Origin of the sequence: Flavobacterium daejeonense DSM 17708, assembly GCF_000425425.1 — a bacterium.
In the GTDB taxonomy this organism is placed as follows: Bacteria; Bacteroidota; Bacteroidia; order Flavobacteriales; family Flavobacteriaceae; genus Flavobacterium; species Flavobacterium daejeonense.
On the sequence record NZ_KE384374.1, the window covers coordinates 48,190 to 64,933 of the forward strand.

10 protein-coding genes and 1 tRNA gene are annotated in these 16,744 nt (G+C 37.0%); 9 read left to right on the top strand and 2 right to left on the bottom strand.

Annotated elements, in window-relative coordinates:
• Nucleotides 1-50: 50 nt before the first annotated feature.
• The 8 genes from H599_RS0117975 (at nt 51) to H599_RS0118010 (ending at nt 15,226) form a co-directional block, all read left to right on the top strand.
• On the top strand, nt 51-2,162 hold the full coding sequence (locus H599_RS0117975; RefSeq protein WP_026715377.1) for a glycoside hydrolase family 97 protein: 2,112 nt from the start codon (nt 51-53) through the stop codon (nt 2,160-2,162).
• 536 nt (nt 2,163-2,698) lie between these two features.
• Nucleotides 2,699-5,629, top strand: a complete 2,931-nt coding sequence (locus H599_RS0117980) for a SusC/RagA family TonB-linked outer membrane protein (protein WP_245600560.1) — start codon at nt 2,699-2,701, stop codon at nt 5,627-5,629.
• Nucleotides 5,630-5,660: 31 nt separating this feature from the next.
• Nucleotides 5,661-7,505: a RagB/SusD family nutrient uptake outer membrane protein gene (locus H599_RS20665; protein WP_081810604.1), complete on the top strand. Its 1,845-nt coding sequence runs from the start codon at nt 5,661-5,663 to the stop codon at nt 7,503-7,505.
• A 19-nt stretch (nt 7,506-7,524) separates the two neighbouring features.
• Complete coding sequence (locus H599_RS0117990; RefSeq protein WP_026715379.1) at nt 7,525-8,640, top strand: SusE domain-containing protein; 1,116 nt, start codon at nt 7,525-7,527, stop codon at nt 8,638-8,640.
• Between the two features lie 61 nt (nt 8,641-8,701).
• Complete coding sequence (locus tag H599_RS20150) at nt 8,702-12,034, top strand: alpha-amylase family glycosyl hydrolase (protein WP_081810602.1); 3,333 nt, start codon at nt 8,702-8,704, stop codon at nt 12,032-12,034.
• A 2-nt stretch (nt 12,035-12,036) separates the two neighbouring features.
• Nucleotides 12,037-12,732: a glycoside hydrolase family 78 protein gene (locus H599_RS0118000; RefSeq protein ID WP_026715380.1), complete on the top strand. Its 696-nt coding sequence runs from the start codon at nt 12,037-12,039 to the stop codon at nt 12,730-12,732.
• 1 nt (nt 12,733) lies between these two features.
• On the top strand, nt 12,734-14,602 hold the full coding sequence (locus tag H599_RS0118005) for a glycoside hydrolase family 13 protein (RefSeq protein WP_155960831.1): 1,869 nt from the start codon (nt 12,734-12,736) through the stop codon (nt 14,600-14,602).
• Between the two features lie 141 nt (nt 14,603-14,743).
• Nucleotides 14,744-15,226, top strand: a complete 483-nt coding sequence (locus tag H599_RS0118010; protein ID WP_026715382.1) for a hypothetical protein — start codon at nt 14,744-14,746, stop codon at nt 15,224-15,226.
• A 198-nt stretch (nt 15,227-15,424) separates the two neighbouring features.
• Here the strand turns inward: H599_RS0118010 and H599_RS21290 are convergent, their stop codons facing one another.
• Nucleotides 15,425-15,565, bottom strand: coding sequence for a GIY-YIG nuclease family protein (locus H599_RS21290; RefSeq protein WP_245600565.1), 141 nt, complete (start codon nt 15,563-15,565; stop codon nt 15,425-15,427).
• Nucleotides 15,566-15,613: 48 nt separating this feature from the next.
• Nucleotides 15,614-15,690, bottom strand: a tRNA-Ala gene (locus tag H599_RS0118015).
• Nucleotides 15,691-15,875: 185 nt separating this feature from the next.
• Here H599_RS0118015 and H599_RS0118020 point away from each other — a divergent pair.
• Nucleotides 15,876-16,643, top strand: a complete 768-nt coding sequence (locus H599_RS0118020; protein WP_026715383.1) for an enoyl-CoA hydratase/isomerase family protein — start codon at nt 15,876-15,878, stop codon at nt 16,641-16,643.
• Nucleotides 16,644-16,744: the final 101 nt, after the last annotated feature.

Below are 16,744 nucleotides of genomic sequence, written 5' to 3' on the forward strand. Positions count from 1 at the left end.
GGTTAACCAAAGAAGTTAAAGCAAATTATTAATTTTATTAAAGCAACCAAATGAAACATTTCTTTTTATTAACCTGGCTCTGTTTGACATCGAATGCCTTGTTAGCACAGCAGCTAAAATCGCCCAACCAACAATTGCAAATGGAGTTTTCTTTGCAAAAAGACGGAACTCCCGGCTACAGTTTAAAATTCAAAGACAAAGTAGTTATTAAGCCAAGCAAATTGGGGTTGGAACTAAAAGACGACACAAAATCTTTATTGAATGATTTTGTGATTGCAGACACAAAGACGACTAGTTTTGATGAAATCTGGAAACCGGTTTGGGGAGAAGTAGCCAGTATTCGCAATCATTATAACGAATTGGCAGTTACACTAAACCAAAAAGGAACCGACAGACAAATGGTAATTCGTTTTCGTTTGTTTGACGAAGGTTTAGGTTTTCGCTATGAATTCCCTCTACAAAAGAACCTGACTTATTTTGTTATTAAGGAAGAGAGAAGTCAATTTGCCATGAATGGGGATCATACTGCTTTTTGGATTCCGGGAGATTATGATACTCAGGAGTACGATTACACGACTTCAAAATTATCCGAAATCAGAGGTTTAACAGAAAAAGCCATGACGGCTAATGTTTCTCAGCAATCTTTTTCGCCTACGGGAGTTCAAACGGCTTTGATGATGAAAACGGCTGACGGATTGTACATCAATTTGCACGAAGCGGCTTTGATTAATTATTCCTGTATGCACCTGAATCTGGATGATAAAAACATGGTTTTCGAATCCTGGTTAACTCCGGATGCTAAAGGAGATAAAGGTTATATGCAGGCATCTTGCCAGTCGCCTTGGAGAACGATTATGGTGAGTGATGATGCCCGAGAAATTTTGGCTTCCAAAATGACTTTGAACTTAAATGATCCTTGTAAAATTGGCGATACTTCCTGGATAAAACCGGTGAAATATGTTGGTGTTTGGTGGGAAATGATTACCGGAAAAAGCACCTGGGCTTATACCGATGAATACCCAACGGTGCAATTAGGGGTAACCGATTTTGCTAAAGCGAAACCAAATGGAAAACACGGTGCCAATACGGCTAATGTGAAAAAATATATTGATTTTGCTGCCGCAAATGGATTCGATGCTGTATTGGTAGAAGGCTGGAATGAAGGTTGGGAAGACTGGTTTGGGCATTCTAAAGATTATGTTTTTGATTTTGTGACACCTTATCCGGATTTTGATGTAAAAGGAATTCATGAATATGCAAAATCTAAAGGAATCAAAATGATTATGCATCATGAAACTTCCGGTTCTACCCGTAATTATGAGCGTCATATGGATAAAGCCTATCAGTTTATGAAAGACAACGGTTATGATGCGGTAAAAAGTGGTTATGTAGGACCAATTTTGCCAAGAGGAGAAAACCATTACGACCAATGGATTGTAAATCACTACCAATATGCTATTGAAAAAGCTGCCGATTATAAAATTATGGTCAATGCACACGAAGCGATTCGTCCAACTGGAATTTGCAGAACCTATCCGAATTTGATTGGAAATGAATCGGCGAGAGGAACCGAGTATCAGGCTTTTGGCGGTTCAAAACCAAATCACGTTACCATTTTACCATTTACCCGATTAATTGGCGGGCCAATGGATTATACGCCGGGAATTTTTGAAATGGATATCAGTAAAATCAATCCGGAAAATACTTCGCATTTAAACAGTACTTTGGCGAATCAATTAGCCTTATATCTAACTATGTACAGCCCACTACAAATGGCTGCCGACTTGCCGGAAAATTACGAGCGCTTTGCGGATGCTTTCCAATTCATCAAAGATGTTGCGGTTGACTGGAGCGACAGTAAATATTTAGAAGCCGAACCGGGACAATATATTACTGTAGCCCGAAAAGCCAAGGGAACAAACAATTGGTTTATTGGAAATGTAAATGGCGAAACGTCTCGTGTATCTTCCATCAATTTTGATTTCCTTGAAAAAGGGAAAAAATATGAGGCCACTATTTATGCCGATGCTAAAGATGCACATTACAAAACTAATCCTCAGGCTTATACCATTCGTAAAATGAATGTGACTAACAAAACCAAGTTGAGTCAGTTTTCTGCGCCGGGAGGTGGTTATGCCATCAGTGTGATTGAAAAGAAATAATCGTTTTTTCGTTTTATAAAATTTTAGAGAGCTGTCTGAAAGGATTCTTTTCGGACGGTTGTTCTAAAAACGCATCCAAAAAACAAATAGCAGTCATTTTGTTTTCCTTAAAAAATAAATAATGCGTATTTATTCGTAATTTTAATTAGTAAATCAATAAAAAACAGTCTGAATTTTAAAGAATATTAAACGAAGGTCAAAGGTCTTTAAATTTTAAAAACAGTATAAATGAAGACTTTTTTACTACACAACTACTACTTTTTTTATTAGATAGAAAATCAACAAACCCTTATTTTATAGTGTTTTACATGTCTTTTAGAAGCTGAATTAACTACATTTTAACAGCTGAAAAAATAGTCCGTTCGGAAACGATATAATTTTACAATATCGAAATCGGAGAAGTATTAGGATGTAAATAATATCGAACGGATTTCTAAAAAAAACTAACATTTATTAACAACCAAAAAAACCAAATTATGGTACAAATGAAAAAAAGTATGTTTTACATTTTGCTTTTATGTAACATACTGTTTATTATGCCAAGTGTAGTTGCACAAACTACCGCAAAAAAAATTAGCGGCCTTGTCGTGGATCAAAAAGGAGAACCCCTAATTGGAGCAAGTGTCCTGATTAAAGGAACAAATATAGGAACTATTACCGATGTTAACGGAGAATTTGCCTTACCACTATCCGGCAAATCAGCAACGGTACAGGTTTCGTTTATTGGATATAGTGCAAAAGAAGTAGTTGCCGGAGAACAAAAACTTCGTGTAGTACTTATAGAAGATTCTAATGAGTTGAAAGAAGTGGTGGTTCAGGTAGGTTATGGAACCGTAAAGAAAAAAGATGCCACAGGTTCTGTATCACAAATTTCGGCTAAAGAATTCAACAAAGGACAAAACGTAACACCTGAAAGCTTAATTAGTGGGCGTATTTCCGGAGTAAATGTAACCGGAGGAGGAGCTCCGGGAGCAAAAGCGGATATCCGTATTCGTGGAGGTTCATCCTTAAATGCATCGAATGATCCATTGATTATTTTAGATGGTTTGCCTTTGAGCAATGCCGTTCCATCAGGATCAACCAGTATTTTATCGACTATAGATCCTAATGACATCGAATCGTTTACGGTTTTGAAAGATGCTTCGGCAGCAGCGATTTATGGTTCCCGTGCAGCTAATGGGGTTATTGTAATTACCACTAAAAAAGGAAGCAAAGGCGGTGTAAAAGTGAATTTCAGTTCTCAGGTAGGAGTGAATACTATTGCTAACACTGTGGATGTATTAAGTGCTGATCAATTTCGTGCTGTGGTTAATGAAAAAGGTTCTGATGCTCAAAAAGCTTTGTTGGGAACGGCTAATACCAATTGGCAGAACGAAATTTTCCATACTGCTTTAACTACGAACAATAATATTTCGATTAGCGGTTCTTTGTTTAACAAATTGCCAATTCGTTTATCGGTAGGGAATGTGAACAACCCGGGAATTCTTAAAAATACCAGTTTTGAAAGAACAACTACATCTCTGGCTTTGAATCCGGTTTTGTTTGACAATCATTTAAAAATTGATATTAGCGCAAATTTATCTTTCGCTAAAAACAGATTTCAGGATGAAGATGCAGTAATTGGAAGTGCAATTGGTTTTGATCCAACGCAGTCTGTTTACGCTGCAGGTTCCCGTTACGGAGGTTATTTTGAATGGTTAGAATCAAACGGCAACTTACCTTTATTGCCGGCCAGAAACCCTGTTGCCCGATTGAATCAGGATGAAAGAAGAGCCACTTCTACCAGAAAATGGGGAAATATCCGTTTGGATTATAAATTGCATTTCTTTGAAGATTTACACTTTATCACTGAGGCAGGGATAGATCGTTTTGACAGTGATGGATATACCAGAGTAAGTACCCAAAGTGCTTTAGGGTATCAGCCTAATCCTTATACATCAGGGAACTGGGTGAATTTAGGGAATTATTCTACTTATACTGATGCGCTTCAAAATAAAAACCTGAACAGTTATTTTAATTATACTAAGGAATTTGGAAAAATTAAAGTAGATGCCACAGCCGGTTATAACTACCAATTGTTCCAAAAAGAAAAATACGAATCGGGAGAAACGACACAGCCTAATCCAAATGAGGATGTTACTACCGATCCGGATATTAACTTACAGTCTTATTTTGGACGTTTGAATCTAGGATATGACAGTCGTTATTTGCTGACTGTAAATTACAGAAGAGACGGAACTTCCCGTTTTTCTAAAGCTAACCGTTGGGGGAATTTTGCCGGAGCGGCTTTTGCCTGGAATCTGGCTGAAGAAGCTTTCTTAAAAGACAGCGAAACTATTTCGACTTTAAAGTTACGTTTAGGATACGGAACAACAGGACAACAGGATATTTCAGCTTCTTATGATTATTTAACCCGTGTTACTTTAGGTTCGATTAATACTCAATATATTTTTGGAAATACGATTTATTCGAGTGCCAGACCGGAAGGCTACAATCAGGATATTAAATGGGAAGAGTTAACAGAGAAAAACATCGGTTTGGATTATGGCTTTTTGAATAACCGAATTTCAGGTTCGATTAACTATTTTGATAAAAAATCAACTGATTTATTAGCTGATGTTTTGGTTCCTGATGGAGCTAATTTAAGAAACCAGGGATTCTTTAATATAGGTAGTGTGAGAACCAAAGGGATTGAGTTCAGTATTCAGTCGGATGTTGTGAAAAACGATAATTTAACCTGGAATGTTGCATTTAATACCACTTATATCGACCAAAAAATTACCGATTTAGGTAGAACTGTAGAAGGATTTACAGGGTATGCCGTAGGAGATATTAAAGGTGGAAGTGGTAATAAAATCCAAATCAATTCGGTTGGTTATGCACCTAATTCATTCTTCGTTTATGAACAATTGTATGATGCCAATAAAAAACCAATTCCAGGTGCTTATGTGGATAGAAACGATGATGGCAAAATTGATGATGCCGATCGTTACCGATTTCACAAAGCAGCGCCGGATTATACTTTCGGATTGTTTTCAAGTTTGAACTACAAAAAATTTGACTTTGTAATGAACTGGAGAGCAAGTACAGGAAATTACATTTTTGATAACGTAAGTTCGGACAAAGGTTATTTAATGGCAGGATTACGCCGAGATACAGATTTGGCTAATATCAGTTCGGATTATTTGAATACCGGTTTTGTTTTTGAAGATAACGGAACGCAACGTTACCTGTCTAATTACTTTGTAAAAGATGCTTCTTTCATCAAATTAGACAATGTTACTCTGGGCTATACGATGGATAAAGCCTTGTTGAAAGTAGTTAATTTAAGATTTTCGGCAGGTGTTCAAAATGTGTTTACCATTACAAAATACAATGGTTTAGATCCTGAAAAATTCAACGGAATTGACGGGAATATTTATCCTCGTGCCAGAACGTATTTGTTTGGTATCAATGCAAGTTTCTAATAGCGAATTAACAATCAAAAAATTAAACAAAATGAAAATTTCATTCAAATATATATCCATTTTCTTCCTGATTATTTTAGGAATGAATATGACATTAGTATCGTGTACGAGCGATTTAGATGTGACTCCAAAAGACGATGACGAATTCCTTTCTGATAGCTTTTTTCAGGATCCGGATTCTTATAAACAGGTTTTAGCCAAATTATATGCCGGTTTGTATGTTGGAGGAAATGATGGTGATGGTAAAGCAGATATTGCCGGAATTGGAGGTGATTTCAGCAGTTATTTGCGCTTACTTTTTGTATGTCAGGAATTTACCACTGATGAAGCCGTTATTGCCTGGGCCGATGGTACTTTGCCAACATTAAATACACAAACCTGGTCGCCAAACAACGAATTTTTATACGGAACTTTCTCCAGAGCTTTCTATGAAATTAGTTTGGCCAATGAATTTTTGAGACAAACAACAGATGAAAAATTAACAGCTCGTGGGGTAGATACCGGCTTGAAAACGGATATCGCTTATTTTAGAGCAGAAGCCCGTTTTTTAAGAGCTTTTTCTTATGCTAATCTAATGGATTTGTTTGGTAATGTACCTATTACGACCGAAAATGATCCTGTTGGATTTTTCTATCCGGAACAAAAAACCAGAGCCGAAGTTTTTGCTTATGTAGAAAGCGAACTGAAAGATTTGGATGCGGGTTTAGTAGCTTCAAAAGCAAATGAATACGGCCGAATTGATAAAACGGCGGCTAAATTTTTATTGGCAAAAATTTATTTAAATGCTAAAGTCTATATCGGAACTGAAAAATATAATGAGGCTGCTGCTTTGTGTACGGATATTATCAATAATTCCGGATATACTTTTGCTAATGTGCCTTACCGTTATTTATTCTCTGCGGATAATAACAGAAACGGAGCACAATCGGAATTTATTTTCCCAATTGTCAGTGACGGAAATGCGATTAGAGCGACCGGTGGAGGTATGAGTTTTATTTTACATGCTTCTATAGGAGGAAGTATGGATGCTGCTCAATACGGTATGAATGGAGGCTGGCAGGGAATCAGAACCCGTAGAGAGTTTGTGGCTAATTTTGGTAATCCAACAAGTTCATTTGATTTTTATCAAACAAAGAATAAAAATTTATCAAACAATACAGGTATTTTGGTTAATAAAGATGGCCAAACATTTGATTCAAACGACAGAAATGAAACGCAAACAGGGTATAATGCAAATAATACTTACGTATTTAATTTTGTAACAGGTAAAATTACTTTAAATGGTGTTGAAGTTGCAGCTCCGACGGCATTTAATAATGCTCCAGTATCTTTAGGAACACAGCAAATTTGGGGAGATAAAAGATTATCTGCATATACTCCAGGTCAAACATTGGATATTGCTAATATAGGAACATTTACGAATGGTTATGCAGTGACTAAATTTACTAATCTAAATTCTGATGGATCTGCGGCACAACGTAATGATATTCCGGATACTGATTTCCCAGTGTTCCGTTTGTCTGATGCAATGTTAATGTATGCTGAATGTGCGGTAAGAGGTGCTTCAGGTACTGATATGACTACTGCTGTTGGTTATGTTAACATGTTAAGAAACCGTGCTCAGGCATCTACGATTAGTTCAGTCAATATGAATCTTAATTTTATTCTGGATGAAAGAGGGCGTGAATTATTTTGGGAATGCCACAGAAGAACCGATTTAATTCGTTTCGGAAAATTTTCAGGAGCAGATAAAATCTGGCAATGGAAAGGGGGAACTGAAGATGGTTCGGCAACAGCATCATTTAGAGATTTGATGCCGATTCCTGCCAAAACGATTCAGGCAAACCCAACTTTAGAGCAAAATACCGGATACTAACTAATCACTTCAATTAAAGATGAAAAATTTATATAAAATAGTAATCGCATTGGTAAGCGTTTTGTTTTTATCATGCAACGCCGATGCGGTAGATAACAGACCGGTTCTTGAGAATTTAAGTATTCCGGTATTGCCAGCTTCTTTAACAGCTAAAACCTATGTGTTAACGGAAGAAAATGCTACGAAAGCTGCGGATAATTTTGTTTGGTCCGCTGCTGAATATTCTCAGGATGTAGTAGTAACTTATACTCTGATGATGGATGTAAAAGGAGGAGATTTTTCTTCTCCAAAAGTTTTGGCTACCACTGCTGATGTGACCGAAGCTTCGGTTTTAGTTAAAACTTTGAATCAGGCTGCGATAGATTTAGGCGCAGAACCTGGAACGGCTTCTGATTTTGATATAAAAGTAAAAAGCAGTGTTTCCGGAGGGGTGGTTGTCGTTTCAGAAAATAAAGCAACTATCACTGTTACAGCTTATTCCGGTTTGGTACCTTATCCTTATACCGATTGGTATTTAGTAGGTGATGCCACGGCTGCCAACTGGGATAATAATAATGGAAATCAACCGCTCTTTAGAAGTGGGTCTGATGTTAACTTGTACAAGTTTACAGGTTATTTTTATGCGGGTTATTTCAAAGTGATTTCCAAACTAGGAAGTTGGGCGCCCATGTATGGTGGTTCAGGAGGAAGTTTAATTTACAGAGCAACCGAATCTGATGGCGATCCGGCAAATATAAATATTCCAACTGCGGGTTATTATACTTTTACGATGAATGTGCAAAATCTAAGCTATACTTTAGTTCCATTTGATGCTTCTGCTGCAACTGTTTATCCAACTATTGGGTTAATTGGTTCTTCAAGAACTGGTAATGACGATGGTTGGGGAGAAGATACTGATATGACGCAATCGGCATTTAATCCTCATTATTGGGCACTTACAATTAGCCTGTTTGATGGTAAAGCGAAGTTTAGAGCCAATAATTCCTGGGATGTAAACTGGGGTGGTGATACTGCTTTTTCTGCATTTCCTGCTAATGGAACCAGTGGAGGAGATATTCCTGTGGCCAAATCAAAATACAAAGTATTCTTCAATGATTTAGACGGAAGTTACTTGATGATTCCTAATCAGGAATAACGAATTGAAATAATGATGAAGGCTATCTCCGGATAGCCTTTTTTTTACTAAACAAATTAAGATGAAAAAATACCTACTCTTCTTTTTTTGCTTTTTTTCAATGGTGGTTTTGGGTCAGCAACAAATAGTAACTTATACTGTAAGTCCGGCTACTTTTGAAGAAACAGCAGCAATTACTATTACCATAAACGGAAATAGTATCAACGAATTGACCTGGGGGATTAGCGGAAACGCGCTCTATATGTGGGCTTGGGCTTTTGCACTTGACGATACCACTGCCAAAGGAACTCCCGATAACGGAAGCTGGGATGCTTCGTCCGAAGCAAGCAGGTTTACCTATAATGCCGCAACAGATACTTATACCAAAACGATTACTCCCGCTACTTATTACAATGCTACCGGCTTAGGAAAAATAGGCTTTTTAGTCAAAGCCAAAAATGGAACCGGCGATAAAAAATCACAGGATATTTTAGTTGAGGTGGGCGGTTTTCAATTGACATTAACTGCACCGCTGGAAAATAGTACAACTATAATTTCTTCGGGTGCTGATTTTACTATTTCAGCAAGCAATTCAGGTGGAAACGCTAGTTATGTTTTGAAAGCCAATGGTTCAACTATTAATTCCAATTCTGGTACTGCAACTTATTCTTATACGCATTCGGCAATTTCTACAAATCAAAATTACGAATTGCAGGTTACACAAGGAGCTGCCATAATTACCAAAAAGTTTAATGTGGTGGTAAATCCAAATACCATTTCAGAAGCAATGCCAGCAGGATTAGAGGATGGTATCAATTATAATCCAACTGATGCCACTAAGGCTACGTTAGTTTTGGATGCTCCGGGGAAAGATTTTGTGTATATCGCTGGAAGTTTCAACAATTGGCAGCCAAATTCGACTTATGCCATGAAAAAAGATCCTGCATCGGGTAAATTTTGGTTGGAAATTGCAGGTTTAACTTCTGAAACCAATTATACTTACCAATATTGGGTTGTCGATCAAACACCTTTAGCAAATTCGCCAACAATGGTCAAGATTGCCGATCCTTATTCCACTTTGGTACTTTCTCCTTATGATGATTCATGGATTCCGGCAACAACTTATCCTAATTTACCGGCTTATCCTGCCGGACAAAATTTTGAAGTAACGGTCTTAAAAACAGGACAAACTCCATACAATTGGCAGGTGACCAATTTTTCCAAACCAGAAAAAGAAAAATTAGTCGTTTATGAAGTTTTGGTACGCGATTTTGATGCGTATCGCAATTTTCAGGATTTGATTAATCGAATGGATTATTTCAAGAAATTGAAAATAAATGCTATTCAGTTAATGCCGGTGATGGAGTTTGAAGGCAATGAAAGCTGGGGTTACAATACTTCGTTTCATTTGGCTTTGGATAAATTTTATGGGACTTCGGATAAGTTCAAAGAGTTGATTGATTTGTGTCATCAAAACGGAATTGCCGTCATTCTGGATGTGGCGCTCAACCATGCTTTTGGCAGAAATCCAATGGTTCGTATGTGGATGAACGATCCCGACGGAGATGGTTTTGGTTCGCCAACAACAGAGAATCCCTATTTTAATGCAGTGGCTAAACACAGTTACAATGTAGGGGAAGATTTTAATCATCAGCAAGCCCGAACCCAATATTATGTGAAAAGAGTCATCAAACAATGGATTCAGGAATATAATATCGACGGATTTCGTTGGGATTTGACCAAAGGCTTTACGCAAAACTGTACCGCTGCTGATGAAAGTTGTACTAATGGGTATCAGCAGGATCGTGTGGATGTATTGAAATCCTATGCCGATTATTCCTGGAGTTTAGACGCAACGCATTATTCGATTTTTGAACATCTGGGAACAGATGCAGAAGAACAGCAATGGGCTAATTATCGCATTGCCGAGTCGCCAAGCAAGGGCATTATGTTGTGGGGAAAAATGACCAATGAATACAACGAACTTTCAATGGGTTATACAGCCAATATTGCCAGAATGAACAGTGCCAACCGAGGTTTTACCAAAAACAGATTGATGGGCTATGCCGAAAGTCATGACGAAGAACGCCTGATGTATAAAAACCTGCAATACGGAAATTCAGCTAATGTGGCTCATAATGTGAAAAATTTAAATACGGCTTTATCAAGAATGTCGGCAATTGGAGCAGTTTCCTTATTAGTGCCGGGGCCTAAGATGATTTGGCATTTTGGAGAATTAGGTTTCGAGAATTCCATTTTTACCTGTGATAACGGAACTGTGAACACGGATTCTGATACGACTTCCGGAGATTGTAAACTGGCCACAAAACCACAACCGCAATGGGCTAATAATTGGTTAGTCAATGACAATCGCTATAAAATTTATTCCGATTGGGCGAGAATGATAAAACTTAAAACCGAAGAAGCTGTTTTTTCCGGAACAGTTACCATGGAAAACAGTAGTTCTTTGACTAAGAATATTAAAATTACCGATGCTGCATTGCCGGCTAATAGCCTAAAAGATGTGATAATTTTGGCCAATTTTGATGTAACCACGCAAAACGTAGCAACAGGGTTTCCTTATCCTGGTGAATGGTACAATTTGATGGATAATTCGGTGTGGAATGTGTCCAATGTCAATGATCCGATTGCTATTCCGGCGGGACAATTTCGAATTTACGGTAATAAACCTGCATTTACTACCGATGTGCCTTTTGCTTTGCCTTCTGATAATTTTACTATCGAATCCAAATCTGAAACCTGCGCCAATAAGAAAAATGGACAAATCGGTATTACTGCTCTTCAATCATATGATTATGTAGCCAAAATCAATAATATCAATTATAATTTTGTGAACAATAGTTTGACGGTTTCTGATTTAGCACCCGGAACTTACCCGGTTTGTATTACTATTCCCGGCAAAATTTTCGAACAATGTTTTTCCATTACAATCGGTTCAGGTGGGACTTTAGTTGGAAAATCTACGCTTACTTCGAATAAAATAGCAGTTGAAATTGCCGAAGGAACAGCACCTTATCAGGTTGCTTTGAATGGAATAACTCAATTTGAGACCAATTCCACTTCTTTTTCAGTTGATGTTCAAAAAGGCGATATATTGGAAGTAAAATCGGCTGTGCCTTGCGAGGGAATTTATACGCAAAATATTTCTGCAAATAGTGATACGGTGCTGGCTTATCCAAATCCGGTTCAGGATGTAATGACGCTTTTGGTTCCAACTTCCAAAAATGAAGTTCATATTGCTTTGTACACGGCAAACGGGCAATTAATTTCTAAAGAAATTTATACGGTTGTGGATCAAAAAGTGAAATTGTCTTTGGGAAAATTAGCCTCAGCTGTTTATTTCGCAAAAATTGATTTAGAAAATCCGGTTAGTTTAACGATTATAAAACAATAAAGATGAGAAAGATTGTTGCTTTATTTTTAATAATATCATTTTTGATTTCCTGTGGTGGCGGTGATTCGTCATCCGAATCGGAAACTGTAAATACGGCGCCCACAGCTCCTTCGTTGGTAACACCTGCCAATAACACTTTGTGTATCAATAATGCGGTGAGCTTGGAATGGAATCCTGCCACGGATGCCGAGAATAATCCGATTACGTATCAAATTCAAATTGCTACCGATAATCAGTTTGCACAAATTGTAAAAACAGCCGAAGGTACTGCCAGTTACCAAAGTTTTACCCTCAATAAAGGGATGGCCTATTATTGGAGGGTAAAAGCTACCGACAGTAAAAATGCTCCCAGTACTTATTCTAATACCTTTAGTTTTTATACCGAAGGTGATGCGGTGGCCAATCACGCGCCTTTTTTACCTCAAATTGTCCAACCCGAAATCAATTCGCTTATCAGTGCAACGAGCGTTACCTTAAAATGGTTGGCTTCAGATGTAGATGCTAGTGATGTGCTTACTTATGATATCTATTGCGGAATGGCGACTGTACCAATGACCAAAGTAGGAAGTAATTTGACCGTGACTTCTTTGCAAATTAATGATTTACAGTTTGCTACAAATTATTATTGGAAAGTGGTGGTTAAGGATAATAAGGGCGGAGAAACAATCGGGCAAATTTGGAATTTTAAGACGAATTAATATGATGGATTTATTTATAAAAAGTAAAAAACTATTGAAGATTAGCCTTTTTATGGTGTGTTTTCTTTCGATAAAATGTTGGTCACAAATCCAAAAAACCGAACCTCCTTTTTGGTATGCCGGGATGAAAAATCCAGAAGTGCAAATTTTATTTTATGGAAAAAATATCGCCGAAAATGAAGTTTCGGTTTCGAATGGAATTCCAATAAAAGCGGTTCAGAAAACCGAAAATCCCAATTATCTTTTTGTAACTATTGATACTAAAAATGCAGTTCCGCAGGAATTGTTGTTTTCTTTTTCGAAAAATAAAAAAGTGACTTTTGTTAAGAAATATGCGTTGAAACAGCGAAGAGCTAATTCGGCTTTACGCCAAAGTTACGATGCTTCGGATATGATTTATTTGCTCATGCCGGATCGATTTGCTAATGGAAATCCGAAAAATGACAATGAAAAATCAGTTACTGAAAAAGCTAACAGAAACAATCCGTCCGGCAGGCATGGTGGCGATATCACAGGCATTATTCAAAATTTGGATTACATTCAGGAATTGGGAGCAACGGCACTTTGGGCTACGCCGCTTTGTGAGGATAATGATGCGCAGGGTTCGTATCATGGTTACGCTCAATCCGATGTGTACCGCATTGATCCTCGATATGGAAGGAACGAAGATTATCTGAAATTGTCATCGGCTTTGCATCAAAGAAAGATGAAACTCATCATGGATTATGTGACCAATCACTGGGGAATGGAACATTGGATAATCAAAGATTTGCCTGCTTATGACTGGATTCATCAGTTTCCGGGTTATGCGCAAACCAATTACCGCATGACAACTCAATTTGATATCAATGCTTCTAAAATAGATGCAAAATTGTGTGCAGACGGCTGGTTTGTGCAGTCCATGCCTGATTTGAATCAATCGAATCCTTTGGTGTTGAATTATTTGATTCAAAATGCGATTTGGTGGATTGAATATGCCGATTTGGATGGATTTCGTGTAGATACCTATTCTTATAATGATAAAAAAGGAATTGCCAAATGGACCAAAGCCATCACCGATGAATACCCGAATTTTAATATTGTGGGCGAAGTTTGGATGCCGGATCAGGCGCAAATGGCTTATTGGCAAAAGGATAGCAAAGTTGGAGCGATGCAAAATTTTAATTCTCATTTACCAAGTGTAATGGATTTTACGCTGATGGATGCTTTGGCAGTGGCTTTTAATGAAAATCAATCCGATTGGGACAAAGGACTAATGAAGGTTTATAACAATTTTACCAATGATTTTTTGTATCCAAATACGAATAATTTGCTGACTTTTGTTGAAAATCATGACACCAATCGCTTTAACGAAATTTATCAAAAGGATTTCAAAAAATACCAAATGGCAATGAGTATTTTGGCAACGGTTCGTGGCATTCCGCAATTGTATTATGGCTCTGAAATTGGCATGGCAGGAAACAAAACTCAGGGTGACGGTGCCATCCGATTGGATTTTCCGGGTGGTTGGGAAGGTGACAGCAACAATGCTTTTTCTAAAATTGGAAGAACTGGTGAGCAACAGCAATTTTTTGAATTTACTTCCCAATTATTTCAATGGCGAAAAACCAATGAAGCCGTACATTTTGGAAAAATGACGCATTATGTTCCGGAAAACAATGTCTATGTTTACTTTAGATTTACCGATGCTAAAACAGTAATGGTGGTGGTGAATAATAGTTTGGCTTCTAGCAAAATAAATCCAAAACGTTTTCAGGAGAATATTAAGAATTTCAAAATTGGGAAAGATGTTTTGACCGGAAAGCAATTCGAATTAAGCGGCCTTTTTGAGATAGAGGGACAATCGGCTTTAATTTTAGAACTACAATAATAATGATAAAAAGTTCGACCGGAAGTTAGTACTATTTTGATTTTTAGTTGAAATAATTAGAGATATATGAGTTAATAATTGGAGTTTGTTCGTAAATTAGCTTTAGCTATTATCGCAATTATTAATTTAAAATATACTATTATGAGAATTCTAAGTTGGATTTGTTTTTTATTCGTTTGCATTGGTTTTGGAAGTTGTAAACAAGATCCGGAAAAAAAAGCGGAGAAGGAAGCTAAATTAAAACCTGATGTGGTGGTAAGTACGGCATGCTATATGGCGTTATACGAAAATGACACTATCAATCTAAAAATAAATACCTTAGAAAGCGGGGAAGTGTCCGGAGATATGGTTATGAAGATTGACAAAATGCCGAATAAAATTGGAGAAATTTTCGGTGATTTTCATGGCGACACTTTATTGGTTAGCTACACTTTTATAGATGCAGGAAATGACAAAGTAACTTATAAAAATCCGTTGGCTTTCTTAAAAAAAGAAGGTCAGTTGATTCTTGGTAACGGAAAAATGGAGACGACAATGGGAGCTACTTATTTTGTGAAAGGAGAACCTATAGATTTTGAAAATGTAAAATATAAATTTTCAACAGTTGACTGTCCTGAAAAATAAGTGCATGGTTTTATAAAAAAATGAAAGGCTGTAAACTAACATTTACAGCCTTTTTTTTGTCAATAAGTCTTTATGTATATCGATTCTTTAGTTTTTATTTTCAATTAAATATTCAATATATTTTCTGCTTTTCTTTTTTTTTGATTTCTATCTCTCTTTGATAAGCTTCACTTCTTGATTCAAAGCTTTCGAAATATTTTAATTCCCAGTCTTTAGCTTTTTTTTTGTAAATGTACTTCGGCTATTTAAATGGTCAGCTAATTGTTCCTGAATATTTTGACAGGAACCAATGTAGTATTTGTTTAAAGTTTTAGAGAAAATAATGTATGTGTAAAACATAGCTCTAAAATTAAAAAAAAACTCAAGCCAATTGACTTGAGTTTTTATTGGTGGAGAATACCGGATTCGAACCGGTCGCCTCTACGCTGCCAGCGTAGCGCTCTAGCCAAATGAGCTAATCCCCCGTGTTTTTCATTGGTCGTCTTCCCGATTGCTATCGGGACGCTCTGGCCAAATGAGCTAATCTCCCGTATGGATTGGATTTCCAAATGCGAGGCAAATATAGTATTTTATCTTATTCAAAAAACAACTTTTGAAAAAACTATTGTTTTTATCGAATATTTTTAACTTTACCTAAAAACTATTCAAAATGAATACGCAGGAAACTAAAGGTTCTTTACTTACTATTATCGAAAATAAAATTGCTACGGTTGAGTTTGGACATCCGGCGAGTAACTCTTTTCCAAGATCCTTGTTGGATTCATTAACAGCGGAAATCAATTCTTTAAGTGTTAATGACGCTGTGGTTATAATTATTTTGAAAAGTAAAGGCACGGCTGCTTTTTGTGCCGGTGCTTCTTTTGACGAACTTCTGGCTGTTTCAAATGAGCAGGAAGGAATGGAATTTTTCTCCGGTTTTGCGCATTTAATCAATGCGATGCGTCAATGTTCCAAGCTGATTATTGGTCGTGTTCACGGAAAAGCTGTTGGAGGAGGAATAGGTATTGTTGCGGCCTGTGATTATGTTTTTGCGACAGATAATGCTGCGGTTAAATTATCGGAATTAGCGATAGGAATCGGTCCTTTTGTGATTGAGCCTGCTGTTAGCAGAAAAATGGGTACAACCGCTATGACCGAAATGACTTTAAATACACACCAATGGAAATCGGCAGCATGGGCGCAGGAAAAAGGATTGTATGCCGAAGTTTTTGAAAATTCCGAATTATTGGATGCGGCTATTGCCGATTTTGCTTCCAAATTAGCTTCTTATAATCCCGAGGCTTTATTCGAAATGAAGAAAGTGATTTGGGAAGGAACTGAAAATTGGGAATCACTATTATTAGAAAGAGCAGCAATTACGGGACAATTGGTTTTGTCTGATTTTACTAAAAAAGCTCTGGAACAGTTTAAGAAATAAAAAAGGAAATTCTAATATTCCAAATTCCAATAAAAAACTCAAAACTATTGGAATTTGGAATTTTTCTTTATTTGGAATTTATTATTTAAACAGTTATTAAT